Origin of the sequence: Pleomorphomonas oryzae DSM 16300 (assembly GCF_000422965.1) — a bacterium.
In the GTDB taxonomy this organism is placed as follows: domain Bacteria; phylum Pseudomonadota; class Alphaproteobacteria; order Rhizobiales; family Pleomorphomonadaceae; genus Pleomorphomonas; species Pleomorphomonas oryzae.
The window spans coordinates 40,048-65,694 of the sequence record NZ_AUHB01000001.1; the positions used below are offsets into that span (position 1 = coordinate 40,048).

General features: G+C 63.7%; 27 protein-coding genes. 9 read left to right on the forward strand and 18 right to left on the reverse strand.

The annotated features are described in order from the left end of the window. From G522_RS0100200 to G522_RS0100225, 6 genes are all read right to left on the reverse strand, one after another. Nucleotides 1-996 (reverse strand): ABC transporter ATP-binding protein, encoded by a 996-nt coding sequence (locus G522_RS0100200; protein ID WP_026789322.1) that lies wholly within the window; start codon nucleotides 994-996, stop codon nucleotides 1-3. Next, on the reverse strand, nucleotides 989-2,083 hold the full coding sequence (locus G522_RS0100205) for an ABC transporter ATP-binding protein (RefSeq protein ID WP_026789323.1): 1,095 nt from the start codon (nucleotides 2,081-2,083) through the stop codon (nucleotides 989-991). Before G522_RS0100205 ends, G522_RS0100200 begins: the two co-directional genes overlap by 8 nt. A 3-nt stretch (nucleotides 2,084-2,086) precedes the next feature. After that, nucleotides 2,087-2,275: a hypothetical protein gene (locus G522_RS0100210; protein WP_026789324.1), complete on the reverse strand. Its 189-nt coding sequence runs from the start codon at nucleotides 2,273-2,275 to the stop codon at nucleotides 2,087-2,089. Then, on the reverse strand, nucleotides 2,272-3,210 hold the full coding sequence (locus G522_RS0100215; protein WP_026789325.1) for a carbohydrate ABC transporter permease: 939 nt from the start codon (nucleotides 3,208-3,210) through the stop codon (nucleotides 2,272-2,274). Before G522_RS0100215 ends, G522_RS0100210 begins: the two co-directional genes overlap by 4 nt. Beyond that, nucleotides 3,207-4,154 carry a carbohydrate ABC transporter permease gene (locus G522_RS0100220; protein ID WP_026789326.1) on the reverse strand — a complete coding sequence of 316 codons (948 nt, stop codon included), beginning with the start codon at nucleotides 4,152-4,154 and terminating at the stop codon, nucleotides 3,207-3,209. Before G522_RS0100220 ends, G522_RS0100215 begins: the two co-directional genes overlap by 4 nt. A gap of 63 nt (nucleotides 4,155-4,217) precedes the next feature. Continuing rightward, a complete protein-coding gene (locus G522_RS0100225) occupies nucleotides 4,218-5,549 on the reverse strand; it encodes an ABC transporter substrate-binding protein (RefSeq protein WP_051227922.1) in 1,332 nt (443 codons plus the stop codon). Between the two features lie 177 nt (nucleotides 5,550-5,726). On the opposite strand from G522_RS0100225, the gene G522_RS0100230 reads away from it, so the two are divergent. After that, complete coding sequence (locus tag G522_RS0100230) at nucleotides 5,727-6,749, forward strand: LacI family DNA-binding transcriptional regulator (RefSeq protein ID WP_026789328.1); 1,023 nt, start codon at nucleotides 5,727-5,729, stop codon at nucleotides 6,747-6,749. Between the two features lie 81 nt (nucleotides 6,750-6,830). Continuing rightward, nucleotides 6,831-7,070, forward strand: coding sequence for a hypothetical protein (locus tag G522_RS0100235; protein ID WP_026789329.1), 240 nt, complete (start codon nucleotides 6,831-6,833; stop codon nucleotides 7,068-7,070). 112 nt (nucleotides 7,071-7,182) lie between these two features. Here the strand turns inward: G522_RS0100235 and G522_RS0100240 are convergent, their stop codons facing one another. From G522_RS0100240 to G522_RS0100255, 3 genes are all read right to left on the reverse strand, one after another. Further along, nucleotides 7,183-7,962, reverse strand: a complete 780-nt coding sequence (locus tag G522_RS0100240; protein WP_026789330.1) for an anti-sigma factor family protein — start codon at nucleotides 7,960-7,962, stop codon at nucleotides 7,183-7,185. Further along, entirely contained in the window at nucleotides 7,959-8,465 is a 507-nt protein-coding gene (locus G522_RS0100245; protein ID WP_026789331.1) for a sigma-70 family RNA polymerase sigma factor, read from the reverse strand. The genes G522_RS0100240 and G522_RS0100245 overlap by 4 nt, the downstream gene beginning before the upstream one ends. 190 nt (nucleotides 8,466-8,655) lie before the next feature. Then, on the reverse strand, nucleotides 8,656-9,051 hold the full coding sequence (locus G522_RS0100255) for a COG4315 family predicted lipoprotein (RefSeq protein WP_026789332.1): 396 nt from the start codon (nucleotides 9,049-9,051) through the stop codon (nucleotides 8,656-8,658). Nucleotides 9,052-9,273: 222 nt separating this feature from the next. Between G522_RS0100255 and G522_RS0100260 the strand changes: the two genes are divergently transcribed. Beyond that, the gene (locus G522_RS0100260; protein ID WP_026789333.1) at nucleotides 9,274-10,041 is read left to right on the forward strand and encodes a TIM barrel protein; all 768 of its coding nucleotides are present in this window, start codon (nucleotides 9,274-9,276) and stop codon (nucleotides 10,039-10,041) included. Here G522_RS0100260 and G522_RS0100265 read toward each other — a convergent pair. Next, nucleotides 10,038-10,715, reverse strand: a complete 678-nt coding sequence (locus G522_RS0100265) for a phosphoribosyltransferase (RefSeq protein WP_051228184.1) — start codon at nucleotides 10,713-10,715, stop codon at nucleotides 10,038-10,040. The genes G522_RS0100260 and G522_RS0100265 overlap by 4 nt on opposite strands. 288 nt (nucleotides 10,716-11,003) lie before the next feature. Between G522_RS0100265 and G522_RS0100275 the strand changes: the two genes are divergently transcribed. Further along, nucleotides 11,004-12,608, forward strand: coding sequence for an ABC transporter substrate-binding protein (locus G522_RS0100275; protein WP_026789335.1), 1,605 nt, complete (start codon nucleotides 11,004-11,006; stop codon nucleotides 12,606-12,608). A 33-nt stretch (nucleotides 12,609-12,641) separates the two neighbouring features. Here the strand turns inward: G522_RS0100275 and moaA are convergent, their stop codons facing one another. Next, nucleotides 12,642-13,649, reverse strand: coding sequence for a GTP 3',8-cyclase MoaA (gene moaA / locus G522_RS0100280; RefSeq protein ID WP_026789336.1), 1,008 nt, complete (start codon nucleotides 13,647-13,649; stop codon nucleotides 12,642-12,644). Between the two features lie 106 nt (nucleotides 13,650-13,755). Continuing rightward, entirely contained in the window at nucleotides 13,756-14,238 is a 483-nt protein-coding gene (locus tag G522_RS0100285; RefSeq protein ID WP_210162875.1) for an Lrp/AsnC family transcriptional regulator, read from the reverse strand. 220 nt (nucleotides 14,239-14,458) lie between these two features. Here G522_RS0100285 and G522_RS24875 point away from each other — a divergent pair, with 220 nt between their 5' ends. The 4 genes from G522_RS24875 to G522_RS0100305 all read left to right on the forward strand — a co-directional run bounded on the left by G522_RS24875 (nucleotide 14,459) and on the right by G522_RS0100305 (nucleotide 20,730). After that, on the forward strand, nucleotides 14,459-16,000 hold the full coding sequence (locus tag G522_RS24875) for an ATP-binding protein (RefSeq protein WP_051227928.1): 1,542 nt from the start codon (nucleotides 14,459-14,461) through the stop codon (nucleotides 15,998-16,000). 69 nt (nucleotides 16,001-16,069) lie between these two features. Next, entirely contained in the window at nucleotides 16,070-18,823 is a 2,754-nt protein-coding gene (locus G522_RS0100295; protein WP_051227931.1) for a DUF2339 domain-containing protein, read from the forward strand. Nucleotides 18,824-18,895: 72 nt separating this feature from the next. Further along, a complete protein-coding gene (locus tag G522_RS0100300) occupies nucleotides 18,896-19,441 on the forward strand; it encodes a helix-turn-helix domain-containing protein (RefSeq protein ID WP_036837666.1) in 546 nt (181 codons plus the stop codon). Nucleotides 19,442-19,500: 59 nt separating this feature from the next. After that, nucleotides 19,501-20,730, forward strand: coding sequence for an MFS transporter (locus G522_RS0100305; protein ID WP_156886776.1), 1,230 nt, complete (start codon nucleotides 19,501-19,503; stop codon nucleotides 20,728-20,730). Here G522_RS0100305 and G522_RS0100310 read toward each other — a convergent pair. From G522_RS0100310 to G522_RS29865, 3 genes are all read right to left on the reverse strand, one after another. Next, complete coding sequence (locus G522_RS0100310; protein WP_026789341.1) at nucleotides 20,684-21,253, reverse strand: manganese efflux pump MntP; 570 nt, start codon at nucleotides 21,251-21,253, stop codon at nucleotides 20,684-20,686. The genes G522_RS0100305 and G522_RS0100310 overlap by 47 nt on opposite strands. A 409-nt stretch (nucleotides 21,254-21,662) precedes the next feature. Further along, complete coding sequence (locus G522_RS0100315; RefSeq protein ID WP_026789342.1) at nucleotides 21,663-22,532, reverse strand: NAD(P)-dependent oxidoreductase; 870 nt, start codon at nucleotides 22,530-22,532, stop codon at nucleotides 21,663-21,665. A 35-nt stretch (nucleotides 22,533-22,567) separates the two neighbouring features. Next, complete coding sequence (locus tag G522_RS29865) at nucleotides 22,568-22,708, reverse strand: hypothetical protein (protein WP_156886777.1); 141 nt, start codon at nucleotides 22,706-22,708, stop codon at nucleotides 22,568-22,570. Between G522_RS29865 and G522_RS0100325 the strand changes: the two genes are divergently transcribed. Next, nucleotides 22,707-22,982 carry a glycine zipper domain-containing protein gene (locus G522_RS0100325; protein WP_026789343.1) on the forward strand — a complete coding sequence of 92 codons (276 nt, stop codon included), beginning with the start codon at nucleotides 22,707-22,709 and terminating at the stop codon, nucleotides 22,980-22,982. The genes G522_RS29865 and G522_RS0100325 overlap by 2 nt on opposite strands. A 125-nt stretch (nucleotides 22,983-23,107) precedes the next feature. Here the strand turns inward: G522_RS0100325 and G522_RS0100330 are convergent, their stop codons facing one another. From G522_RS0100330 to G522_RS0100340, 3 genes are all read right to left on the reverse strand, one after another. Then, nucleotides 23,108-23,935, reverse strand: a complete 828-nt coding sequence (locus G522_RS0100330) for an ABC transporter permease (RefSeq protein WP_026789344.1) — start codon at nucleotides 23,933-23,935, stop codon at nucleotides 23,108-23,110. After that, entirely contained in the window at nucleotides 23,935-24,645 is a 711-nt protein-coding gene (locus G522_RS0100335) for an ABC transporter permease (RefSeq protein ID WP_026789345.1), read from the reverse strand. Before G522_RS0100335 ends, G522_RS0100330 begins: the two co-directional genes overlap by 1 nt. 151 nt (nucleotides 24,646-24,796) lie before the next feature. Then, complete coding sequence (locus G522_RS0100340) at nucleotides 24,797-25,576, reverse strand: ABC transporter substrate-binding protein (RefSeq protein ID WP_026789346.1); 780 nt, start codon at nucleotides 25,574-25,576, stop codon at nucleotides 24,797-24,799. Nucleotides 25,577-25,647 lie beyond the last annotated feature (71 nt).

Sequence of the window (25,647 nt, forward strand, 5' to 3'; positions counted from 1 at the left end):
TCAGACGATGCGCGCGCCGGCGGCGTCGAAATAGAATGGCTTCAGCGGCTGGATCTTGACGATATCGCCGGCACGCAGCGGTGTGTGCGCATCGATGACGGTGGTCAGGTCGTGGTTCCTGAACGCGAGATGCAGGCGCGTCTGATCGCCGAGATGCTCGACACGCTTGACCAGGCTGTCCTGTCCCTCGCCCTGAAGGATCTGCTCGGGCCGCATGCCGATGTAGGCAGCGCCCGACGGTGCCGGGCCGAACAGGTCGGCCGGCAGGATGTTGATATGCGGCTGCCCCAGGCGTCCGGCGGCGTAGATGCTGACGGGCTGTTCGTAGATCTCGCGTGGCGTTCCGAACTGCACCAGCCGGCCATGATCGAGGACGCCGACATGGGTCGCCATGGTCATCGCCTCGATCTGGTCGTGGGTGACGTAGAGAAAGGTGGCGCCGAGATTGGCCTGGATGTTCTTGAGCTCGATGCGCAGGTCGGCGCGCAACTTGGCATCCAGCGAGGAGAGCGGCTCGTCCATCAGGTAGACCGACGGACTGCGAACCAGGGCGCGGCCGATCGACACGCGCTGCATTTCGCCGCCTGAGAGGGCCGTCGCCTTGTTGTCGAGCTTGTGGGAGATCTGAAGGATCTCCGCCACCTCGGCCACCTTGCGGGCAATCTCAGCCTTGGGCGTCCTGAGCAGGGGCGACTTGAGCGGAAACTCCATGTTCTCGCGCACCGTCAGATGCGGATAGAGCGAGTATTGCTGGAACACCATGGCCACGTTGCGCTCGGCCGGCGGCAACCCGCGCATGGAACGGCCGGCGATGAACACCTCGCCTGAATTGGGCGTATCAAGCCCCGACACCATGCGCAGCAGCGTCGTCTTTCCCGCCCCGGTCGGCCCCAGCAACACCACGAAGGAGCCATCGGGCACCGTCAGGGAAACGTCCTCGAGGGCCGTCTGCCGTCCGAAGGATTTCGAGACGTTCTGCAAAAGGACTTCAGCCATGGTGCAATACCCCATGATTGGCCGTTGAGATCAGCGCGCGACCATCGGATCCAAACAGCGAGATCGAGCGGGCGTCGAACCGGAGCCCCACGGTTTCGCCAACCGTCACCATCTTGTTGGAGCTGAGGCGCGCCTTGACCAGACCGAGCGGCGTATCCAGCGTGACGATCTGGGTGGTGCCGAGATATTCGACCGCCATGATGCGCCCGCGATAGGCGGCGGCATCGTCGAGATGCACGTGTTCGGGCCTGACGCCCAGAACCAGCGTGCCGTCGCTGCCGCTGATCATCTTGGGGATCTGCACCTCGGTGCCGGCCAGCATCACCGACGTCGCGCCATGTCCCACCATGCCCTCGAAGGGCAGCAGGTTCATGGCCGGGGAGCCAATGAAGGTGGCGACGAAGGTGGTCGCCGGCCAGTCGTAGATCTCCTGCGGGCGGCCGAACTGCTCGACGACGCCGTGGTTCATCACCACGATCTTGTCGCCCATCTGCATCGCTTCGAGCTGGTCATGCGTCACGTAGACCGTGGTGGCGTGCATCCGGTCGTGAAGGGCGCGCAGCTCCTGCGCCATGTGCTCACGGAACTCGGCGTCGAGGGCGCCCAGCGGCTCGTCCATCAGAAAGCAGGCGGGATCGCGCACCACGGCGCGCCCGAGCGCGACGCGCTGCCTGTCACCGCCCGACAGCCCGCCCACAGGCTTGTCGAGCAAGGCGGTGATGCCCAGGATCTTGGCCACCTCATCGACCTTGGCCCGCACCTGGTCTCTTGGCATGCCCTGGCTGACCAAGGGATAGGAGATGTTCTTGCGCACGTTCATGTGCGGGTAGAGGGCGAACATCTGGAAGACGAAGGCGATATCGCGCTTTGACGCCGGTTTCTGGCTCACCTCAGTGCCGTTGATGTAAATCTCGCCGGCCGTCGGCAGCTCCAGCCCGGCAATCATCCTGAGCGTTGTCGTCTTTCCGCAGCCCGACGGTCCCAGCAGCATGAAGAACTCGCCGTCTTCAATGGTAAAACTGGAAGACTGCACGGCAGTGAAGGCGCCAAATTCCTTACGCAGGTTCTTGATGACGATCTGTGCCATCGGTTACTCCGGAAAATGGCTGACGACGATGAACATCACCGTTCCGATCAACGTGACGAGAAAGGAATAGGTGAAGAGCACCAGCGCGATCGGCTGCATCAGCATGACCACGCCCAAGGCGATCAGCACCGTGGCGACCATTTCCCAAGGGCCTCGGCGCAGGCGCAGGAGACCGTTGATGAAATCGTTCATTTGCGGACCGCTCCGAAGGTGATGCCGCGCAACAGGTGTTTGCGGAGCAGGATGGTGAAGATCATGATCGGCAGCAGGAACAGCGTGGCGCCGGCGGCCACGGCGGGCCAATCCTTGCCGCCCGAGCCGATGATGGTGGGGATGAAGGGCGGCGCCGTCTGCGCCGTGCCCGAGGTCAGGAGCACCGCGAAGGCGTATTCGTTCCAGGAAAAGATCAGGCAGAAGATGGCCGTGGAGGCGATGCCGGTGGCGGCCTGCGGCAGCACCACCTTGTAGAAGGCCTGGAAGCGCGTGTAGCCGTCGATCAGCGCCGCTTCTTCGTATTCGATGGGGATCTCGTCGATGAAGCCCTTCAGGAGCCAGACCGACAGCGACAGGTTCACGGCGGTGTAGAGCAGGATCATGCCGAGGTGGGTGTCGCTCAAGCCCAGCTGCCGGTACATCAGGAAGATCGGGATGGCGACGGCGATCGGCGGCATCATCCGGGTCGACAGGATGAAGAACAGCAGGTCGTCCTTCAGCGGCACCTTGAAGCGGCTGAAGGCATAGGCGGCGATCGTGCCGAGGAACACCGACAGGAAGGTCGAGCCGAAGCCGATGATCACCGAGTTCATGAACCGCTCGCCGTAGCGCGAGGGACCGTTGATGACCATGTCGTATTGCCGCACGATGGCGTCGTACCAAGTGGTCGGCGGTCCCAGCGCGGCGAGGTCTTCCGGCGTCACCCGGCTGCGCGAGGTGAACAGGTTGACGTAGCCCTCGAGCGACGGGCTGAAGATCACCTTCGGCGGATAGGCGATGGCGTCGGCCGGCGTCTTGAAGCCGGTGGCGATGATCCAGGCGAGCGGCAGCAAGGTCAGCAGCGCGTAGCCGACAACCAGGATCCCTGCGAACCACTTCTGGCGATTGGACGGCTCGGTGATGGAGTAGCTCATCTGTCTTTCACCTTGTTGAGCGCCTTCACGTAGATCGAGGCCAGACCGAAGACGGTGACGAACAGGATCACCGCGTAGGCCGAGGCAAAGCCGGTGCGCCATTTCTCGAAGGCTTCGCGCTTGAGGTCGATCGAGGTCAGCAGGGTGGTGGCGCCGGGGCCGCCGCCGGTGAGTTGCACCACGAGGTCGAACATCTTGAAGTTCTCGATGCCCCGGAACAGCACCGCCAGCATCAGGAAGGGCAGCGCCATCGGCAGGGTGATGGTCCAGAACTGCCGCCACTTGCTGGCGCGATCGCATTCGGCCGCCTCATAGATGCTGGGCGGGATCGACCGCAGACCGGCCAGGCAGATCAGCATCACGAAGGGCGTCCACATCCAGGTGTCGACGAGGACGATCGTCCAAGGCGCCAGCGAGACATCGCCGATCATCGAGAAGCTGGCGGGATCGACACCGGAAAAGAACTCTATGAAGTAATTGAACAATCCGATCTGCGGCTGATAGAGGAAAGTCCAGAAGTTGCCGACGACAGCCGGCGACAGCATCATCGGCAGCACGATCAGCGTGGTCCAGAGATCGTTGCCGCGGAACTTCTTGTTGATGAGATAGGCCAGCGAAAAGCCGAGCACGACCTGCAGGACAATGGTCCAGATCAGGAAGTGGGCGGTCGCCTGCAAGGATGCCCAGGTGTCCGGATTGGTCAGGATCTTGCGGTAGTTCTCAAGACCGACGAACTCGACCGGGTTGTTCGGCCGGTTGGTGCGGAAGTTCGTGAGACTCAGGCGGATCGTCCAGATCAGCGGGAAAATATTCACCGCCAGCAGCAGCAGAATGGTCGGCGTCACGAACAGCCAGGCGATCGTCCGGTCGGATACGCCCCGGATCCGGCGCGCAAGCTTCGGTGGCGTGGCTGACGCGACGCGTTGGGCGAGATTAAGGGACATGGCTTTGCTTTCCTGGAGCGGCGAGCCGAAGGCGCGAACAGCCTTCGGCCCGCATGAGCTTGGTCAGTACTTGCCGTCTTCCTCGAAGGTGGCGTGCCAATCGGCCACCAGTCCGTCGAGGGCTTGCTTGGCGGTGCCGTGGCCGGCCACGACATAGTCGTGGAACCACTTCTGCGAGGATTGCAGCAGTGTCGCGTAGCTCGGCTCGGCCCAGAAGTCCTTCACGATGGCCATGCTGTCGAGGAAGGTCTGGGCATAGGGCTGGCTCTTGGCAAAGCCGGGGTCTTCCACCACGGCGCGCAGCGCCGAGTAGCCGCCGAGTTTCCACCACTTGGCCTGGACGCTGGGCTGGGCAAACCACTTGATGTAGGTGAGCGCCGCGTCCTTCTTGTCCGAGGCGGCGACAACCGAAATGCCCTGCCCGCCCAGTTGGGCGAACTTGTCACCCTTCGGGCCGGCCGGGTTGGCGAAATAGCCGGTGCGGTCACCGCCCACGTTGGCATCGGTGTTGAAGCCCGGCCAGGTGAAGGCGAAGTTCATCTGCAGGGCCACTTGGCCCGACTTGAAGGCGTCGACACCCTCGGTCATGTAGCCGTTCGACGATCCGGGCGGCACGCAGCAATCGTAGAGCGACTTGTAGAACTCCAGCCCCTTGACGGCATCGGCAGAGTTCACGAAGCCTTCCATGTCGTAGGGCTTGTCCGGGTTGTCGTATTTGAAGCCATAACTATAGAGGACATCCATCACGCCCATGGTGATGCCCTCCGAGCCGCGCTCGGTATAGATCGACGCGCCGTAGACCTTCTTGCCGTCGATGTCGCGGTTCTGGAAGAACTCGGCGATCTGTTTCAGCTCGTCGAAGGTGGTCGGCGGAGCAAGGTCATGGCCGTACTTCTTCTTGAACTCGGCCTGCAGCTCCGGACGGGCGAACCAATCCTTGCGATAGGTCCAGCCGACCACGTCGCCGAAGGCAGGAAGCGCCCAATAGTTCGGCGTGTTCTTCGGCCACTCGGAATAGCCCACCACCGTCGCCGGGATGAAGTCGTCCATCTTGATCTTGTTGGCGTCGAAGAAGTCGTTGAGCTTGATGTACTGGCCATTCTCGGCGGCGCCGCCGATCCACTGGCTGTCGCCGATCATCAGATCGCAGAGTTTGCCGCCCGAATTCAGCTCGTTCAGCATGCGGTCGGCAAAGCTGGTCCACGGCACGAATTCGAAATGCATCTTGTTGCCCGATTGGGCTTCATATTCCTTGCTGAGCTCCACCAGCGCATTGGCCGGATCCCAGGCCGCCCAGCATAGCGTCAGGTCCGTGGCGCGCGCTGCGCCGGCACTGAAGCCGAGGGCGACGACCGCGGCAAGAAAGGCCCGCTTGAATAACTGTTTCACGCTCATTTGGTTGGTCCTCCCCTTAGCAAGCGCAGCAGCCTCCTCGCTACAACACTTACGGGATTGACCGTATATGAGGTACGTGCCTCACGGCAATCAGACTTTTAGGTACGTACCTCAAAGCCTGTTGCGCTCGAGCGAAATTTCAATGAGAAGATACAAGTGCGCACTGCGGGAGGCCGAATGCGACCGACAACCAAGGATTTGGCGATTGAGGCGGGGGTCAGCCTTGCGACGGTGGATCGGGTTCTGAACAACCGGCCCGGCGTCCGCGAGGACACCGTCTTCAAGGTGAATGAAGCCATCAAAAAACTCGGCTTCATTCGCAATGTCGTTGCCGCCAACCTGGCCCGCGGAAAAAGCTATCGCTTCCTGTTTTTGCTGCCGCGCACCGGCGACGAGTTTCTTGCCGGCCTGATCGCGCGCATCCACGAGGCCAACCAGAGCTTCGCGGCGGAGATGATTCACGCCGATGTCATGCACATCCACGAAAGCGATCCGCACCAGATCGCCAAGGTGCTCGGCTCGCTCGACCTGGATCAGGTGGATGGGATCGCCATCATGGCGCCGGAATCGCCCCAGGTGCGCGACGCCAAGGCGCGCCTGATCGAAAAGGGCATCGACACCGTCAGCTTCATCGCCGGGCAGATCGCCAGCGACCACGACGACTTCGTCGGCATCGACAATCACGCGGCGGGCGCCACGGCAGGGAGGCTGATGGGGCGTTTCCTGGAGCACTCCGCAGGGGCGATCCTGGTCATCGCCGAGACGATGCTCGCCCGCGACAGCCTGGAGCGGCGGCTGGGCTTTGACGAGATCATCAACACCGACTATCCGAACCTCGTGGTGCTGCCCTCGCTGGAAACCTATGGCGATGCCGAGCGCACCACGCGCGTCATTCACAACAGCCTCTTGAGCCAGCCCCATATCGCGGGCGTCTACATCGTGAGTTCCGAGGCGCGGGTTCCCTTGGAGGTGGTCACCAAGGTTTTCACCAGGGACAAGCCGGTGATTATCGCCCATGAGCGCACACCCTTCACGGAAGCTGCCCTGCGCGCCAACCATGTCGATGCGCTGATCACCCAAGACCCGGGCCATCTGGTGCGCAGCGCCATCCGCATCCTCAGAGCCCGCAAGGACCGGCGGGAGATCCTAGCCTCTCAGGAGAAGATCCGGATCGAAGTGCTGATCAAGGAAAACCTCTAGTCCAGCCTGCTCTCGCCCTCCTGCGCAACCAAGCGGGCCATCTCTGCGTTGAAGGTACAGGCTACTTTCAAGGAGATGGCGATGAGACTTCGCATCATGCTCACGTTGCTGATCTACTTGATCGTGCAGGGTGTCCTGTTCGGCATCGGCATGGTCACCGTCATGGCAACACCGCTCAGCGACCAGGCTCAGGTCTACGTGCCCTGGGTGGTCGGCTTAACCTTCATCATCGCGGTGCCGGTGGCGCTTGGCATTGCGCCCCGCATGGAAGCCTGGCGCGAGATGCGCAGCCGCAGACGGACCGAACAGCCCAGGCTTTAGGATCGCGAGGGCCGGGAGCGTTTCCGGTGAAAACAGGTTCACCGAAACCGCTCTATCCCTTTGTCAGGACGCAAAGCCGGTTCCCACTTTTGCTGAAATGGCTCTGGGCCGCTCAGGCGTTCGAACCCGAATCAAGGCTGCCATAGCTGGTCTTGGCGAGTTTCAGCAGGGTTTCGCGCGGCAGATTGCCGACCAGCACGCAGCCGAGCGTTTCAGCCTGCCAGGACACCGCTGTGAGCCCATCACCGGTGCTGAAATGCATGGCCGTTTCCTGGCCCGACTTCGGCACGACGTAGAGGGTGACGCGGGCACCGTCGCGGTTCTCATACATCAAGAGCGCCGCGGCACTGCCGGCGGCTGGCAACAACCGCCCGCCGACCAGGGAGAAACCTTCCGACGACAGGTCTGGGATGCTCAGGCTGCGGTCGAGCCGCTTGGACAGCCATTTCGTAAGGTGAGCGCCGTCCTCGCCGTTCACCTCCACCGGGTGCAACACCTCCGGCGTGTAAAGCGCGTGCGCGGCCTCTGCCTCGCTGACCAGCGTCATCTGGGAGGCGTCCGGTGTGACGAGGCCTCGGCCGATCCAGCCGCCGGTACCGCCGAGCAGGACGAGTACCAGGGACGCGGCGATGGCCATGGCGGCTCGGCTGAAATTCCGCCGCCTCTCCATGGCAATTCGATGGGGCGACAGACGAGCCGGCGCCGTTTCTTCGGCAACATGGCCGTAAAGGGCGCGCAGCGTCGCTTCCTGGTCGCGCCACGCGGCGACACGCTCGCGGTCGGCGGGATGGTCGGCAAGATAGGCCTCTATCTCCGCCTGCTCTGCCGGCGGCAGTTCACCGTCGACATAGGCGTTGAGGTCAGCCTCGGTGATGATGGTTTTGTCGTTCATTTCACCGACCTCAATCTTGGACCTGTCCCGTCCACCATGGTTCTAAGGGCCTCGCGGGCTCGGCCGATGCGCGACATCAGCGTTCCCGTGGGTATGTCGAGAACGCCGGCCGCCTCCGCATAGCTCATTCCTTCGAGCGCCACGAGAAGCAACGCCTCGCGCTGCTCGGCCGGCAGACGGTCGAGCGCCGCCGCCGTTTCAGCCAAAGCCAGGCGCGCACCCTGCGTTGCCGGGCTCGCCGGCTCGAACGGCAGGACATCCAGCGCCTCGTACTCGGGTGCGCTGCGTCGCCTCCGCCGGTCGTTTCGGTGGAGATTGATCATGATCTTGAACAGCCACGGGCGAACCGGGCCGATCGGCCGCCAGAGGCTTTGCTTGGCAATGGCACGTTCGAGGCAATCCTGGACGAGATCGTCGGCTTGATCGGCATTGCGGGTGAGTGCCCTGGCATAACGCCTCAAGGCCGGCACCAGCGTCTCGATATCGTCCAGGAAGCTCGACATGATCCGATCTTACACCAATTCGCGAAGATGCTGACGCATCCGCTTCTTGTTAAGCCGCAGTTCCGGACGCAAAACCGGTTCCCACTTTTGCTGGAACTGCTCATTGAACCATTGCGAATTTCTCATTTGCATCAGTTGCATGAGAAATCCGCGAGCGGAATACCAAGAGCATTTTCAATGCGTCTTGGTATCACTCCTTGGCGAGATGCCAGACACCGCCCATGCCGTCGCCGGTCATGTCACCCGGCTTCTTGTCGCCCTGCCAGAGATAGAGCGGCTTGCCCTTGAACGCCCACTGTTGCGAGCCGTCCTTGCGGGTCACCAGCGAGAGATCCTCATCTGCCTTGGCGCCGGCCGCGGCCGTCACCGGCGGCCATTTCTTGGCGCAATCACCATTGCAGTTGGAGACGCCGGCAGCATCCTTGTCAAAGGTATAAAGCGACATGCCCTTGGCGTCGGTCAGGATTCCGCCCTTGGCGGTATCCATCGTCTTGATGGCGCCCGACGCATAATCTTCGGCGAAAGCCGGCGCGGCGACGGTGACGGCAAAGCCGACGAGCAGTGCGGAAACGATCAGTTTGTTCATCACTAAACCCTCCTTGGGAGGCGCGAGTGTTCCAGCTCCCAAAGACAACAACACCGTCCGTTCGATTTTATTCCCCACGCCATCAATTTTTTATTCAATGAGACACCCGTCTCGTTCCGTCAGCAGGTGCCAAAGGTTGCCGCGGCGGCTCGGGCACCCCACTATCTCAAGTCATGCAGCGGTGCTCTGTCACCGGCGCCGACGCCTTGGAGGAGGAGCTTCATGCGCACCATCGCCTGCATCGAATGGCTGTTCGCCAAGGAGACGCCGGGCATTGCCGAGCGCATCCGGCTTGCTGCGAAAGCCGGTCTTCACGGTGTCGAGCTACGGCAATGGCGCGACAGACCGATCGACGCCATCAAGGCGGCGCTTGATGAGACAGGCTTGCCGCTCGTGGCACTTGCCGTCGAACAGTCGGAGCAGCCAGCGCCGCTCACCGAGATCGCCTATCACGGCGAATACATGGAAGAACTGCGGCAGGCGATCGACATCGCCCGCAAGCTCGGCGCGACGACGCTGATCGCCGAGGCAGGGCCCGACATTCCCGGACGCGAACGCACCGAGCTGCGCGCGGCGCTCGTCGAGGGACTGTCCGAGGCGGCGGGCGTGCTCGAGGAGTCGGGCCTGGTGCTCGCCCTGGAGCCTCTCAACAGCCTCGTCGATCATCCAGGTTGCTTCCTTTCCTCGACGACGGAAGGGCTCGATATCATTGACGAGATCGGTCGGCCGGAGATCCGGCTGCTTTACAGCCTCTATCATTCCGCCGTGATGGGCGAGGACATCGCCAAGGTGCTGGCCAATCGGCTCGACCGGGTCGTCCACTGCCACCTGGCAGATGTGCCCGGTCGTCACGAACCCGGCAGCGGCGGCCTCGACTGGCGGGCCTGCGTCGCCTGGCTGGAAGCCAACGGCTACACCGGCTGCATCGGCCTCGAATATCAGCCAACGGGCGACACGGTGGAGAGCCTCAAGGCGGTGCTGTCCGGTTAGGCCGAGATAATCCAGCCGCCGCTGCTTCGTTCCAGGAAGGGCGTCGACAGGGAGCCGACGACCCGCTCGGGCCATACCGGCGAGAGTTCGGCAAGCGCCGGCCGCCAGCGGTCGGTCTGGAGCATGGCGGCGCCGGTCACCACCGGCTCGACACCGATGGCCGCCATCAGGCGCAGGCCGGCGACAATGGAGCTGCCCGAGGATATCACGTCGTCGATCAGCGCAACCTTGCGTCCCTCGAGGAGAGGTAGCATGCGCGGGTCGATATAGAGGCGTTTGACATGATGGGTGGTGACCGAGCTCATCGGCACCGATAATTCCTCGACATACCAGAATTTGCGCGATGTGCCGCAGGGGACATACCGCGTATGACCCAGCCGCTCGGCGACGGCCGCGGCCAACGTCAGCCCCAGCGTCGGCAATCCAACCACGACGTCGGGCGCAAAGGGGCGCAGCCGGTCGGCAAGGTCGTCTGCCAGTGCCGAGAGAACCGAGAAACTGGCCTGGTTGACGATCAGCGAGGCAAGCCCATGCCGGCCATCGGTCAGCGTCCGAATGGGCAGCAGCAGCTGCCGGCCATCGGCAAGGCGGGCCGGATAGGCCTCGGCGAACGGGCCGGTGTCGCCATGGGTGCCGGCGGGATGGATCGTCTGCCAGAAGTCGTGCGGCTGCATGAAAGGCCCCGTTGGATGCTCCAGGTGTAGAGGGATGGCGCCGGCTGCGAAAGCCGAATGTTTGCGCAGCGGCAGGTCAGTGAATGGGAATGATTTCGCGTCGCTAGCGGCGATTTTCATCGTCTCGGCGGGGAATAGCGCCAACAGGCGGCTCGGCACGAAAAATAGTTCTCCGGACCGTTGCCGTCCGCAAATTCATCCCTGTAACATCCGGCCCGGCGGATCGACAGTGTCACCACGATCGCATCCGCGACGGTCCGATCGCCGAAGCTTTCGCCGGAGCCCACCATGACCTTTGCCGTTCTGTCCCGCCGTGGCCTCATCAAGGCCTCCCTCGTTCTCGCCGCCTCGACCGCGCTGTCCACCACCCGCCTGTTGGCGCAGGACAAGACGCGCCTCGTGGTGGCCGCCGACAGCGAGCCGAAGAACCTCAATCCGGCCGTCGTCGCATCGAACGGCGTGTTCTTCCTGTCGAGCAAGGTGATCGAGCCGCTGGCCGAAGCGTCCTACGACGGCGAGAACGGACTTGCGCCGCGACTCGCGCTGTCCTGGCAGGGGGCTGACGATGGCCTCTCCATCACCTTCAAGCTGCGCGAGGGTGTCGTCTGGCATGATGGCAAGCCGTTCACCTCTGAAGACGTCGCCTTCTCGGCGCTGGAGGTGTGGAAGCCGCTGCAGAATTTGGGCCGCTCGATATTCGCCAACCTCACCGCGGTCGATACGCCGGATGAGCACACCGCCGTCTTCAAGTTCAGCAAGCCGACACCGGTCCAGCTGATCCGCAACGCGCTGCCGGTCGTCACCGCCGTGCTGCCGAAGCATGTGTTCGAGGGCACCGACCTCAAGGCGGCGCCGGCCATCGACAAGCTGATCGGCACGGGTCCGTTCAAGTTCACCGAGTACAAGCCCGGCGAATATTACCTTCTCTCGAAGAACGAGAATTACTGGGAAAAGGGCGAGCCGAAGGTGGACGAGATCGTCTTCCGCGTGCTGCCTGACCGGGCCGGCGCCGGCGCGGCGCTAGAGGCGGAGGAAGTGCACCTCGCCGCCTTCTCGGCCGTGCCGCTCGCCGACCTCGACCGCATCTCCAAGGTGCCGGGCATCAAGGTAATCTCCAAAGGCTACGAGGCGCTGACCTATCAGCTCGTCGTCGAGATCAACCATCGCCGCAAGGAACTCAGCGATCTCAAGGTGCGGCAGGCCATCGCCCATGCCATCGACAAAGACTTCGTGGTCAAGACGGTGTTCCTCGGCTACGCGGCCAGCGCCACCGGTCCGGTGCCGAAGAACGCGCCGGAGTTCTACACGGCCGACGTGCCGACCTACGAGTTCAGCGTCGACAAGGCCAACGCGCTGCTCGACGAGGCCGGCTATAAGCGCGGCGCCGATGGCACCCGCTTCCAGCTCAAGCTGCTGCCAGCGCCTTATTTCAACGAGACGCGCCAGTTCGGCGATTATCTCCGGCAGGCTCTGGCCGCCGTCGGCATCGACGCGGTGATCGTCAACAACGACGCCGCCGCTCACATGAAGGCCGTCTACACCGACCACACGTTCGATCTGGCGGTGGCGCCGCCGGTGTTCCGTGGCGACCCGGCCATCTCCACCACCATCCTGGTCCGCTCGGGAACGCCTGATGGCGTACCCTTCTCCAACCAGGGCGGCTACGCCAACGCCGAGCTCGACGCGCTGATCGACAAGGCGGCGGAGACGGTGGATAGCGCCGCGCGCACCGAGCTCTACAAGGAGTTCCAGAAGAAAGTGGCCGCCGATCTGCCGCTGATCAACGTCGCCGAATGGGGCTTCATCACGGTGGCCCGCGACAGCGTCGAGAACGTCGCCAGCAATCCCCGCTGGGCCGTGTCCAACTGGGCCGACGTAGCTCTCAAGGGGTGATGTAGCCAAAGGGGGGACGCAAGTGTGCGTCCCCTACCCGCCCGTCGTGTTCATGTGCCGGCCCTTCACCGAGGGAATGCCGGTGCGGTCGATGACGAAGTCGTGGCCGCGCGGCTTGTGGGCGATGGCCTTGAGGATTGCCGCGTCGAGCAGGTCGTCGCCCTCGGAGGCACGCAACGGCGCGCGGAGATCAACCTTATCCTCCTGCCCCAGGCACATGTAGACGGTGCCGGTGCAGGTGACGCGCACGCGGTTGCAGCTTTCGCAGAAATTGTGGGTCATCGGCGTGATGAAGCCGAGCCGGCCGCCCGTCTCGCGAACGGTCACGTAGCGGGCCGGGCCACCGGTGCGGTAATTGGTTTCGTCGAGCGTGAAGCGGCGGGCAAGCTGCGCCCTCGCCTCGGTCAGCGGCAGATACTGGGTGAGGCGGTCGCCATCGATTTCGCCGAGCGGCATGGTTTCGATCAGCGTCATGTCGAAGCCGCGCCCGTGCGCCCAGGCCAGCATGTCGCCAAGCTCGAACTCGTTGACGTCCCGGAGCGCCACCGCGTTGATCTTCACCTTGAGGCCGGCGCGCACCGCCGCGTCGATACCGGCCAGAACCTTGTCGAGGCTGCCGGTGCGGGTGATCGCCTTGAACTTGTCGGCGTCGAGACTGTCGAGCGACACGTTGATGCGGCGAACGCCGCAGGCGGCAAGCTCGTCGGCGTAACGGGTCAGCTGCGAGCCGTTGGTGGTCAGCGTCACCTCGTCGAGGCTGCCGTCATCGAGATAGGTCTTGAGCGACCGGAACAGCGCCATGATGCCGCGCCGGACCAGCGGCTCACCACCGGAGATGCGGATGCGGCGGACGCCGCGCCGGATGAAGGCGCCGCACAGCCGATCGAGTTCTTCGAGCGTCAACAGGTCGCCATGCGGCAGGAACGTCATGTCGCTGGACATGCAGTAGACGCAGCGGAAGTCGCAGCGATCGGTGACCGAGACACGCAGATAGTCGACGCGCCGGCCGAAGGGATCAATCAGATTGGAAGCGTGCTGCATGCGGTTGCGCTCACCCGAAAGCCGAGCCGGCGAAGGTGGCAAGGATAGCCCAACCGGCCGGCGGAGGAAACCTCCAACCGGCATTCATCTTTAAATCCACCCATATTCAGACGGGCTTGTCCTTGTCGAGCTGGATATACGAGAGCGGCAGGGCCGTGGTGTACTTGATCTGCTCCATGGCGAAGGCCGAGGAGACGTCGGAAATCTCGATCTTGGCGATCAGCCGCTTGTAGAAGGCGTCATAGGCCTCGATGTCCGGCACGACGACGCGCAGGAGATAGTCGACCTGACCGCTCATCCGGTAGAACTCGACCACTTCCGGGAACTCGCGGATCAACTCGGCAAAGCGGCGCAGCCACTCTTCCGAGTGCTGGTTGGTGACGATGGAGACGAACACCGTCACCTTGGTGTTGACCGACTTGGGATCGAGCAACGCCACGCGGCGCAGAACGACCCCATCTTCCTCGAGCTTCTGGATGCGCCGCCAGCAAGGTGTCGTCGACAGCCCCACGCGCTTGGCTACCTCCGCCACCGGAATGGTGGCGTCCTCCTGGAGGATCGAGAGAATTTTCTTGTCCAGCCGGTCCAGCATGATCGCGCATCCGCCAATAAAGTGAAATGACTTTCTATTTTAGAAGCCAATGTAGCTACGAATAAGAAATTTTTTCTCCATTTTGTCAAGAGCCGTCGGAAAACGCCCTTCTTGCTCAATATCTGCACACCGGTCGTTAACCATACGAGCGAACCGGCCGTTAGGGAAAATCGGGCATTAGTGTGACGCAACCACTGGCTGGAAGTTGACATAAAGAATGATCCTGGGCTCGGACCAGTCTCAGACCGCCCGCCTCGAGCAGAACAGGCAACGCTCGATGCGCCGCCGCGACGTGACGCGTGCGGTGCGGGACGTCCGCGAGCGCCTGTCTTCGGACTCCGGGACAAGGCCAGCCTTCGACTATGAAATCCTGCTGGAATATGCCCGCAACCGCCTATCCAGCTGGCTGCCGGTCAGCCTGCTCATCCTGGCGCTCGGCGGCATCGCCGCCTACTGGATGACCTATCAGTATGTTGCGATCTGGGCCGGTGCCGTGTTCATCGCCCATATGCTGATCGGCCTCATCGCCCGGCGTTTCAGCCAGACGCCGGCGGGAACGGTGAATCTCCGCTACTGGCGCCGTCAGTTCCTGATCGCCGAGGCGCTGTTCGGCCTTGTCTTCTCCGCGCTGTTCTTCCTGCCGGGCGCCATCTTCGGCGGCACCGGCACCTTTGCCTTCGGCGCGCTTCTGACCGCCATCGCCGTGCTGGCGATGGTGACGAGCAATCTGCCGCGCGCCGTGGTGCTGAGCACGCTGCCAATCGCCCTCGGTGGCGCATTGAAACTCGCCATGGGCCGTGGCTTCGTCGATTATTCGATGGCCAGCTTCCTGGTGCTGGCGGAAATCTTCTTCGTGCTGCTGGCCTATCGGCTCTATCAGTCGACGCTAACGATGATGGAGTTCCGCGTCGAGAAGGACGCGCTGATTGTCGAGCTGGAACAGGCCAAGGTGATCTCCGACGACAGCCGTCGCCGGGCCGAAGAGGCCAACCTTGCCAAGTCGCGCTTCCTCGCCACCATGAGCCACGAGCTCAGGACGCCGCTCAACGCCATCCTGGGCTTCTCCGAAATCATGATGAACGAGGTGTTCGGGCCGGTCGGCAATGAGCACTACAAGGGATATGCCGTCGACATCCACACGTCGGGCCAGCATCTTCTCAAGCTGATCAATGAGATCCTCGACCTGTCGCGCATCGAAGCCGGCCGCTATCAGATCAACGAGGAGGCGGTCACCCTCTCCTTCCTCGCCGAGGAATGCCACCACCTCCTGAAGCTCAAGGCCAAGGCCAAGAACCTGACGATCATCGAGCAGTTCGAATCCGACCTGCCGAAGATCTGGGCCGATGAGCGGGCGGTGCGCCAGATCATTCTCAATCTGCTCTCCAACGCGGTAAAGTTTACCCAGCCCGGCGGCGAAATCCGCATCAAGCTCGGCTGGACGGCCGGCGGCGGCCAGTATGTGTCGGTGCGCGACAACGGCCCCGGCATTCCCGAGAACGAAATCCCCATCGTGCTGCAGGCCTTCGGCCAGGGCTCGCTGGCCATCCAGACGGCCGAACAGGGCACCGGCCTCGGTCTGCCGATCTGCGTGGCGCTGATGCAGATGCATGATGGAACGCTCGACCTGCAGTCGAAGCTGCGCGAGGGCACCGAAGTGACCATCACCTTCCCGCCGTCGCGCGTCATGGAAGTGATGCCGCCCATCGTCGAAGGCGCGCACGGGCGAACGAAACGGCCGGGACAGCGCCGCTACGGCTAACCGTCGGAAGCATTCCGCAAATACGCGTAATCGGTTATCAGTGGTTCCCAAAAGGGAACTGGTTTCGCCATGGACGATCTTCTGCTTCTAGCCGCCCTCGTTGTCCTGACCATTCTGGTCGGCTCGCTGCTCGGGATCATTGCCTTCGCCAGAACGCGCGACCTGGAGCGGCGCATCGAGCAGCTGGAGGCAGCCTTGCGCGCGCGCCGACCGGCCGAAGTGCGTGCCGAGACGGTGGCGGCAGCCCCCATTCCCGAGGTCATCACACCCGAAGCGCAGGCTGAGACGCCTTCCCCATCCGAGGATGCGCGAGAGCCGCTCGAGGAAACGACAAGCGCCGAACAGGCGGCACCGCCAGCCGAAGAGGAAAAGGCACGGGAACAGGAAGAAGCGGAGGAGCAGCCAGCCGTCGCCGCAAGGACCCCGCAAGAAGAAAGGACTGGCAGCCGCGCCTCGCTGGAAGAGAAAATCGGCAGCCGCTGGGCCGTCTGGGTTGGTGGGCTGGCGCTCGGTCTCGGCGGTATTTTCCTCGTTCGCTATTCGATCGAAGCCGGATTGCTTGGCCCGGCGGCGCGGGTATTCCTCGGCCTCGTCTTCTCCGTGCTGCTGCTTGCTGGCGGCGAGTGGCTGCGCCGCTCCGGCTTTGCCGAAACGCCCGGTCCGGCGCCGCGCGCCTATATTCCCGGCGTGCTTGCCGCCGCCGGCGCCGTATCGGCCTTCGCGTCGGTCTATGCCGCCTATAGCCTCTACGGCCTGATCGGACCGGCCTTCGCCTTCGTGGCGCTCGGGGCGGTCGGCGTGGCCACCTTGGTACTGGCGCTCCGGCATGGACCGGCTCTCGCCGCGCTCGGCCTCCTGGCAGCCTACGCAACGCCACTTCTCGTATCGAGCAACGAGCCGGCGCTGTTGCCGCTGGTCATCTATCTCGCCGTGGTCACCGCCGCCACCTATGGCGTCGCCCGCCTGCGCCTGTGGCGCTGGCTTGCCGTATCGGCCACCGTCGCAAACATCCTCTGGTCGCTGCTCTTGTCGGCGACCACGGGCACGTCCAGCAACGCCGCCAACCAGATCTATATTGCCGCCCACTTCCTGATTTCGCTGCTGTTGGCCGCCGTCGTCTTCGTGACCAGCCACGCACCGCGCGAGCGAGCGGACGATGCGGCCTTCGATCGGACGGCCACCGGCGTTCTCAGCCTGTTTGCGTTGGCGCTTCTGACTTTCGTGGCCGCCGCCGGCACCGGGCCGGTCACTGTTGGGCTGATCGTCGTCTTCGCGCTGCTCCTGATGGCGTTGGCCTCCGAATGGCCGGCAGCGCGCGGCCTTGCCGTGACGGCGCTCATCACCACGTTGTTTGGCTACGGCCTTCTCAACGTCACAGTCCCCCGCGTCGTCACCAATCCGACGACCGGCGAGCCAATGGTGCCGGGCTTTGCCGATCTGCTGGCGTCGCCGGCCGGTAGCGATTATCTCGGCATCGGCGTCTTGCTGGGGCTGATCCTGACGGTGGCGGGCCTTGCCGGTGCCCTCACCTCGCGCGGTCGACCGCAGCTGGCCGTCGCCGGTGCCTTCGCAGCGCCCGGCCTCATTGCCATTGCCTATCTCAACACCAGCCTTGATCTCTCGGCATCGCCGACCTTCGCCGTCGCAGCCCTCATCGCGGCCGGCTATCTCGCTTCGGTCACCGAATATCTCGACCGCCGGCTCTCACATGACGCCATCGGCCGCAACGGCGCGATCGCCGCCTATGCGGTCGGCTGCGTCGCGGCGCTGGGCGCGGCGCTCACCATCGCGCTCGAACGGGGCATGCTGACCGTCTCCCTCGCGCTACTGGTCGCCGCCATCGCCTGGGTGGAGGCGCGACGGCCGGTTGCCGCGCTGAGGCCCACGGCATTGGCAGTCGCCGCCGTGGTGATCGCTCGCGTCGTCTGGGATCCGCGCATTGTCGGCAACGACCTCGGCACGACCGTGCTGTTCAACCCGCTTCTCTACGGCTACGGCGTGCCGACGCTTGCTTTCGCCTATGCCGCCTGGCGCTTCGGCCGCACGCCGGGCGACCCGCGCCTTGTACCAGCCTTCGAAGCGCTCGCTGTCATCTTCGCGGCGCTGACGGCGACACTGGAAATCCATCACGCCATGAATGGCGGCGATATGTTCAGGCCGGTGTCCGGCCTTGCCGAACAGAGCCTGCTCAGCATGGTCATGCTGGCGATCTCGCTTGGCCTCAACTGGCTCCGCGTCCGACGGCCTTCTCCCGTCATGAGCTGGGGAACGCCGATCTTCGGTGGATTGGGCCTTATCTCGGCGGCCATCGGTCTTCTCGTCGTCAATAATCCAGTCGTCACCGGCGAGCCGATCAATGGCGGCAGCTTCGATGGCACGCTGCTCATCGGCTATCTGGCGCCGGCCGTGCTCACCTTCCTGATCGCCAGCGTGGCGCGTCACCGGCCCGATCTTCCCCAGCGCACCGTCACCATCGCCGCCACGGTCGGCGGTCTGCTGGCTGCCATGTGGGCGACGCTCGCCGTGCGCGCCGGCTGGCACACGGGAGATCTCAGCTGGGGCGACGTACTGGAGGGCGAACTCTACGCCTATTCGGCGGTCTGGCTGGTGCTTGGCCTTGCCGTGCTCGGCATCGGCTTTGCCACCGCGAACCGGACGATCCGCACGGTGGCGGCGGTGATCATCGCTGTCGTGGTGGCCAAGGTGTTCCTGATCGACACGGCCGGCCTCACCGGGGCGCTCAGGGCCTTGTCCTTCATCGGACTCGGCGGTGTGCTGGTGGCGATCGGCCTCGCCTATCAGACAATGCTCCGGCGCAGGTAGGGCCGGCTTGCCGGATTTGAGGGAGCTGCGTATCCTTTGGTGCCCGGCCCGCCGGTCATCGAGGCTATTGCCATGGTTCCCGCCCTTCCGCTCAGGCATCTGCGCCGCCTTGCCGGCATGAAGCAGTTGCACCTCGCCGATCTCATGGGCGTCACCCAGCCGACCGTGTCGCGCTGGGAGAACGGAACATTGCCGCTCACCGTCGAGCAGACCCGAACCCTGCAGAAGATCTTTGCGGCGCGCCCCGATCCGGCGCAGGACGCCGCGCTGAAGCGGCTCGTCGAGACGTCGAAGAGCCCGGTCCATCTCATCTGCGACCGCACCCACCGGCTGCTCGCCGCTTCATCGACCCGTGCCGCCGACTGGCGGGTCGATATCGCCGATTATCTGGGACGGTCGCTGCTGGTCTACGCGTCGGAGGAGATTCTGGCGGCAGAGGCCCGCCTTGACGATCTCGGCTGGCATGACGGCCAGCTGTCCTCGCTTGCCTTCGACACCGGCGCCAACGGCGACCCCGACATCCCCATTCGCCCCGGCCCGATGCTGTGGGAGCGCGTGACGCTTTCCGATGGGTCATCCGGCCGGCTCGTCACATCCTTTTACGACCAGCACGCATAATTCATGCGTGGAAGCTGATCGAGCGCACTGCTAGCCGTCGTCCGAAAGGACCTGTGACCATGACCGGACGCTGGCCGACGATTCTTCTTCTCTGGTTCACCGGGGTGCTGGCTGCCGCCCAGCTCGGCAAAATGGCGGCCCTGATGCCGGCCATCCGCGCCGATCTCGGCCTGTCGCTGACCGGTGCCGGCCTGATGATCTCGCTGATCGAAGCCGGCGGAGCAAGCCTCGGCAGTATCGCCGGTATCATCGCCGCTCGCTTTTCGGGCCGCGCGGTCCTGGCAACCGGCTCCCTGTTTATCGCGGTGGCCGGCCTCGCCGCAGCGGCTGCCCCCGACGCAGCGCTGCTCTATGCGGCGCGCCTCGTCGAGAGCATCGGCTATCTGATGGTGGTCATCGCCGCGCCGAGCCTGATCGCCATGACGGCCGGCCGTGACAGCGCGGCGGCGTTGGCCCTCTGGAGCACCTTCGTGCCGATCGGCATTGCCGCTGGCACCATAGCCTCCGGCTTCGCGGCCAGCCTGATCGACTGGCGGTTCATTCTGGTCTTCTGGGCGCTGGCCGTGTTGGTGACGCTCCCCGGCACCTTCCGGCTGCCGGCCATGGCCGAGCATCGGCAAACCAGTTTCGCGCCGCCGCCTCTGTCGATTTGGGCGCTGGCCATCGGTTTCGGCTTCTACACGACGCTGGAAGTCGGCGTTCTCGGCATGACGCCGGCCTATCTCTCGGAAGCCTGGGGCTTCTCGATCGCCACCGCCGGCGCCATCGCCGGCCTGACGTCCGCCGCGACGATCGCCGGCAGCTTTGCGGCGGCCCGTCTCATCGGCAATGGCGACGGCGCACAACGGCCACTCGCCCTGATCGCCATCGGCCTTGCGCTACCGGCTGGCTTGTTCTTCCTGGGGTTCCCCGGCGGTGGCCTCGCAACGCATCTGTCGGGCACCGCCGTGGCAGCGGCGATCATCGTTGCCAACGCCATCTCCGGCCTCGTCGCGGCCGTCGCCTTCGCCCGGCTGCCGACGCTTTTGCGCCGGAACGGCGTTCCCCTGTCGCTGGTCACCGCCTCGAACGGCGTGTTCGCCCAGTTCGGCGCATCGGGATCGCTGATCGGGCCACCGCTCGTCGGCTATGTGGCGAGCCGCTGGGGTTGGTCGGTGGTGGCGCCGCTGGTGGCGATCCTGTCGCTCCTGTCGCTTTCCGGCTTTGCGCTCGGCGAGCGGCTTGCCGGCAAGGCGAGCGACGTCAGGCCATCAGATGTTCGCGCAGGATCAGGCAGCCGAGGCCGATAAGCACCAAGCCGCCGACCACTTCGGCCGAGCGGCCGAATCGATTGCCGATCAACCGGCCCATGATCACGCCGCCGGCCGACATCAGGAAGGTGGTGGCGCCGATCGCCGCGACGATGATCATGATGTTCGCCTTGACGAAAGCGAGCGACACGCCGACGGCCATGGCGTCGATGGAGGTGCCGATGGCTGTCATGATAAGCGCCGTTGGCGTGCCGATGAAACTCACCTCGCAAGCATCCCCATCCTCAGCGCGGAAAGCTAAGAGAACCATACGGCCGCCGACCAGCGTCAACAGGCCGAAGGCCAGCCAATGATCGAAGCTCGCGACATAGGAGCTTGCGGCGGCGCCGGCCGCCCAGCCGATGAGCGGCGTGATCATCTGGACGATCGCGAACACCGCGCCGACCAGCACCGCATCGCAGAAACGGCATTGACGCCGTAGGCTGGCGCCGCCGCCGACCGAAGCGAGCAGGCTATCGATGGACATGCCCACGGCGAGCACGGCGATGGAGATCGGAGACATCGGCGATACCAGTCGAGCGCAATACCGGATGACGTCGTCACATCTCGCTCGAAGATGGCGTCACCACGGTCTTGCCGGACCTTTCGGCCTTCCGCGCCACGCAAGAACTGCGAGCATGTTGACGCGGTCCCGTCTCACGCGACGGTAGCTACTCCCCGATGCAGGTTCGATAGCTGTAGAAAGATCGAAAATCAAGCAACATCAAATACTTAGCTGAAAATGCAACTCATTTGCAAATTAGCCAAGGCAACACTTTCGTGTGGGCGAACCGCTAGCGCCCTGAGAAAACTATCCTTCTTGGGTCAATTAACAATCCGCCCCGCACGAGAGCATGCGAGCCTTGCGAAGAGCGAATGGCACCCATGCCGCGGATGGCCGGCGACGACGACTGTCGCCGGCCGTCTGCGCATCACTTTTCCAGACGGGAGATCAGGCTCGACGTGTCCCACCTGTTGCCGCCATTGGCCTGGACGTCGGCGTAGAACTGGTCGACCAGAGCGGTCAGCGGCAGGCGGGCGCCGGTCCGCCGCGCCTCGTCGAGGACGATGCCGAGATCCTTGCGCATCCAGTCCACCGCAAAACCGAAGTCGAACTTGCCGGCGTCCATGGTCTTCCAGCGATTCTCCATCTGCCAGCTCTGGGCAGCGCCCTTGGAGATGGCGGCGATGGTCTTTTCGACGTCGAGATCGGCCGACTTGGCGAAGTGGATGGCCTCGGCGAGGCCCTGCACGACACCGGCGATGCAGATCTGATTGACCATCTTGGCGAGCTGTCCAGAGCCCGATGGTCCCAGATGCACGATCATCTTCGCGTAGGCGTTCATCACGGGCTCAGCCGCGGCAAAGCTCTTGTCGTTGCCGCCGACCATGATGGTCAGCGCGCCATTCTCGGCACCCGCCTGGCCGCCGGACACCGGCGCGTCGAGAAAATCGAGGCCGAGGGTGACAGCCTTTTCCTGAAGTTCCCGGGCAACGCCAGCCGAGGCGGTGGTGTGATCCACAAAGATGGCGCCCTTCTTCATGCCGGCAAAGGCACCGTCAGGACCGAGCACGACGGAGCGAAGATCGTCGTCGTTGCCGACGCAGGCGAACACCAAATCGGCCCCTGCCGCCGCCTCGCGCGGCGTCGGCGCGGCGCGTCCGCCGAACGCGTTCACCCAGGCGTCCGCCTTGGCGCCGGTCCGATTGTAAACCGTTACCTCATGGCCACCTCGCGTCCGGAGGTGACCGGCCATCGGGTAGCCCATCACACCGAGCCCGAGAAATACGACCTTTGCCATCATGAACCTCATCTATCCATTTGCAGTGTTTTCGCTTATTGTTGCAGACGCTTGTCCCTGTCGCGTCTATCAAAAGACGCGGTGGCGAACCAGATGGCGGCGATGCCGCGGCGCGAGGAACCCTTTTGCCGCTGATGCGTTGAAGTCACCGACAGGACCAGATTGGAGGCAGTCATGAAAGTTCTCGCAGTTGCAGCCACCGTGGTGGCACTCAGCCTCGGCGCTTGCGCCAACCAGACGCCCACTCAGCAGCGTGTGACCACCGGTGCGGCCATTGGCGCGCTGGGCGGCGCAGCGGTCGGTGCCATTGCCGGCGGCGGCAAGGGTGCTCTGATCGGCACGGCCGTCGGTGGCATCGGCGGAGCGGCGGTTGCCGGTATGACCGCACCGCGCGAAGACTGCATCGCCTACGACCGTTACGGCCGCCCCTATCGTACCGCCTGCCGCTGATAGCGTCGGCGCGGCTTTCTCAGCCGTACTTTCAAGGCCCGGAGCACCCCGCTCCGGGCCTTGTTGTTTTTCAGAATGGCGGGCCGGGTAAATCCGGGCCACCGCTCTGGGTTTCGCCTATGCATCTAGCGCCGAAGGTGACGCGTCAGCCGGCGCTCCATCATCTCCCAAAGACGCCGCAGCACCTCCACCGTGATCAGATAGATCACGGCAGCCCAGATGTAGATCTGCAGGTCGTAGGTCTTGGAAAAGGCGTATCGGGTCTGCCCCATCAGATCGAGGACCGTGATGATCGAGGCGATGGCCGACGCCTTGATCATCAGAATCACCTCGTTGCCATAGGGCCTCAACGCGGTGATCAGCGCCTGCGGCAGGATGATCTTGCGCATGGTGATGAAAGGTCGGAGGCCGAGCGACTCGGCAGCCTGCCACTGGCCCGAGGACACGGAACGAATGGCGCCGGCGAGAATCTCCGCCTGATAGGCGGCCGTATTGAGCGAGAAGGTGAGCACGGCGCAGAAATAGGCGTCGCGGAAGAACATCCAGAGTCCCACAGCCTTCAGCGCATCGGTGAACTGTCCGGCACCGTAGTAGACCAGGAAAGTCTGGGCCAGGAGCGGCGTGCCGCGGAAGAAATAGGAATAACCGAAGGCTATGCCACCGATGATCGGATTGTGCGACAGACGCCCGAGGGCCACCGGAATCGAGATCAACGCACCGAGCAGGATGGACAGCACCACGAGGTGCAGCGTCACCCAGATGCCGTTCAGGATTCGCGGGCCGTATTTGGCGATCTCTTCAGGATCATAGCCGACCACCAGCATGTAGATGATGGAAAGGCCGAGCAAGGCCCAGAGTGCCATCAGCAAGAGGCCGGCGACGCGGGCGCCGGTCCAGCGTCGGCGGGCAGCGGCGGGCGGGCGCTCGGTCGAAGGAGCGTCGACGTAGGTCATCAGTGCCCTCCCTGTCCACGCTCGGCCCAGGCCGATACGCGCCGCAGTCCGAAGGAGGAGATGATCGACATGATGAGATAGAGCGAGCAGGCCACGAAGAAGAAGAAGAACGCCTGCTTGGTGACGCCGACGGCGATGTTGGTGTTCCTGAGGAGATCGGTGAGGCCGATCACCGACACCAGCGAGGTATCCTTCAGAAGGTTGAGCCACAGGTTGGAAAGACCGGGCAGGGCCAGCCGGATGAGCTGCGGCAGGATCACCAGCAGCATGGTACGGGAGCGTGACAGGCCAAGCGCATAGGCGCCTTCATACTGACCAAGGGTAATGCCCCTGAAGGCCGACAAAAACACCTCGCTGGCATAGGACGAGAAGACCAGCGCCAGCGCGATCATGCCGGCAAGGTAGCTGTTGACCTCGAAGGCATGCCCGAACAGCAGGCGCCAGAGCGCCGACATGGCCATCTGGCCGCCGTAGTAGATGAGGAACAGCGTCAGAAGTTCCGGCAGGCCGCGAAAAATCGTCGTGTAAACGTGAGCAGCGTTGCGCAGCAGCGGTTCGGTGGAGTTTTTCGCGACGGCAATCAGAAAGCCGATCAGCAGCCCCAGCGGTAGTGTGGCGAGTGCCAGCGTCACCGTCACCACGACGCCGTTCGCCAGTTCATCACCCCAGCCGCTGTCGCCAAAGGACAGCAGTTCCATGTAATTGGCCATCCGGCCGGTCTCCCCCTGCCCACACCTTGTGGCGACGGCATTTTGCCATTCGCCAGCCCACGTTGGCGCGGCTTTACTTGCAACAAGCGCGGGCCTGCTTTCAATAAGCAAAACCCGCGCCGTATCAATTCGTTGCTTTCAGCACCCCGGCTCAGCCGCCGTAGACGTCGAAGTCGAAGTACTTCTTGTTGATCTCCTGGTACTTGCCGTTGGCGCGGATCGCCTTGATCGCCGCCGAGAACATGTCACGCAGGTCGGTGTCTTCCTTGCGAACGCCGATGCCAGCGCCCACGCCGTGGATTTCGGGAACCGGGGTTATCGTGCCGACCACCTTGCAGCAGGCGCCAGCGTCGGTCTTCAGCCACTGGGACAGGACAACGATGTCGTCATTGACGGCATCGAGGCGGCCGTTGGCGAGATCCAGCTTGTATTCGTCGGCGGTCGGATAGGTCTTGAGCTCACTCTTGGTCAGCTTCTTCTCGACGTAGTCGGCGTGCATGGTCGAAACCTGCGCGCCGACCGTCTTGCCAGCCAGATCATCCGCAGTGACGCCCTTGATATCGCTATCCTTCGGCACGACGATGGCCGGCGGCGTGTTGTAATACTTCTCGGAGAAGTCGATGACCTTCTTGCGCTCCGGCGTGATCGACATGGAGGCGATGATGGCATCGAACTTGCCGGCGAGCAGCGCCGGGATCATGCCGTCCCAGTCCTGGGCGACAATCTGGCATTCCACCTTCATCTGATCGCAAAGGGCGAGCGCGATATCGACGTCGAAGCCCTTCATCTTGCCATCGGTGTCGACATAGTTGAACGGCGGATAGGCACCCTCGGTGGCGATGACCACCTTCTTCCATTCCTTGGCCGCAGCGCCGCCGAGCGACAGCGCCAGCAAGGCGGCGGCGGTGACGAGTGTCTTGGCAAACTTCATGATTATCCCCTCTGAACCTATTTGACCGACCGTCGCACCCGACGCGAACCAATCGTCCGTGACGATTGCCG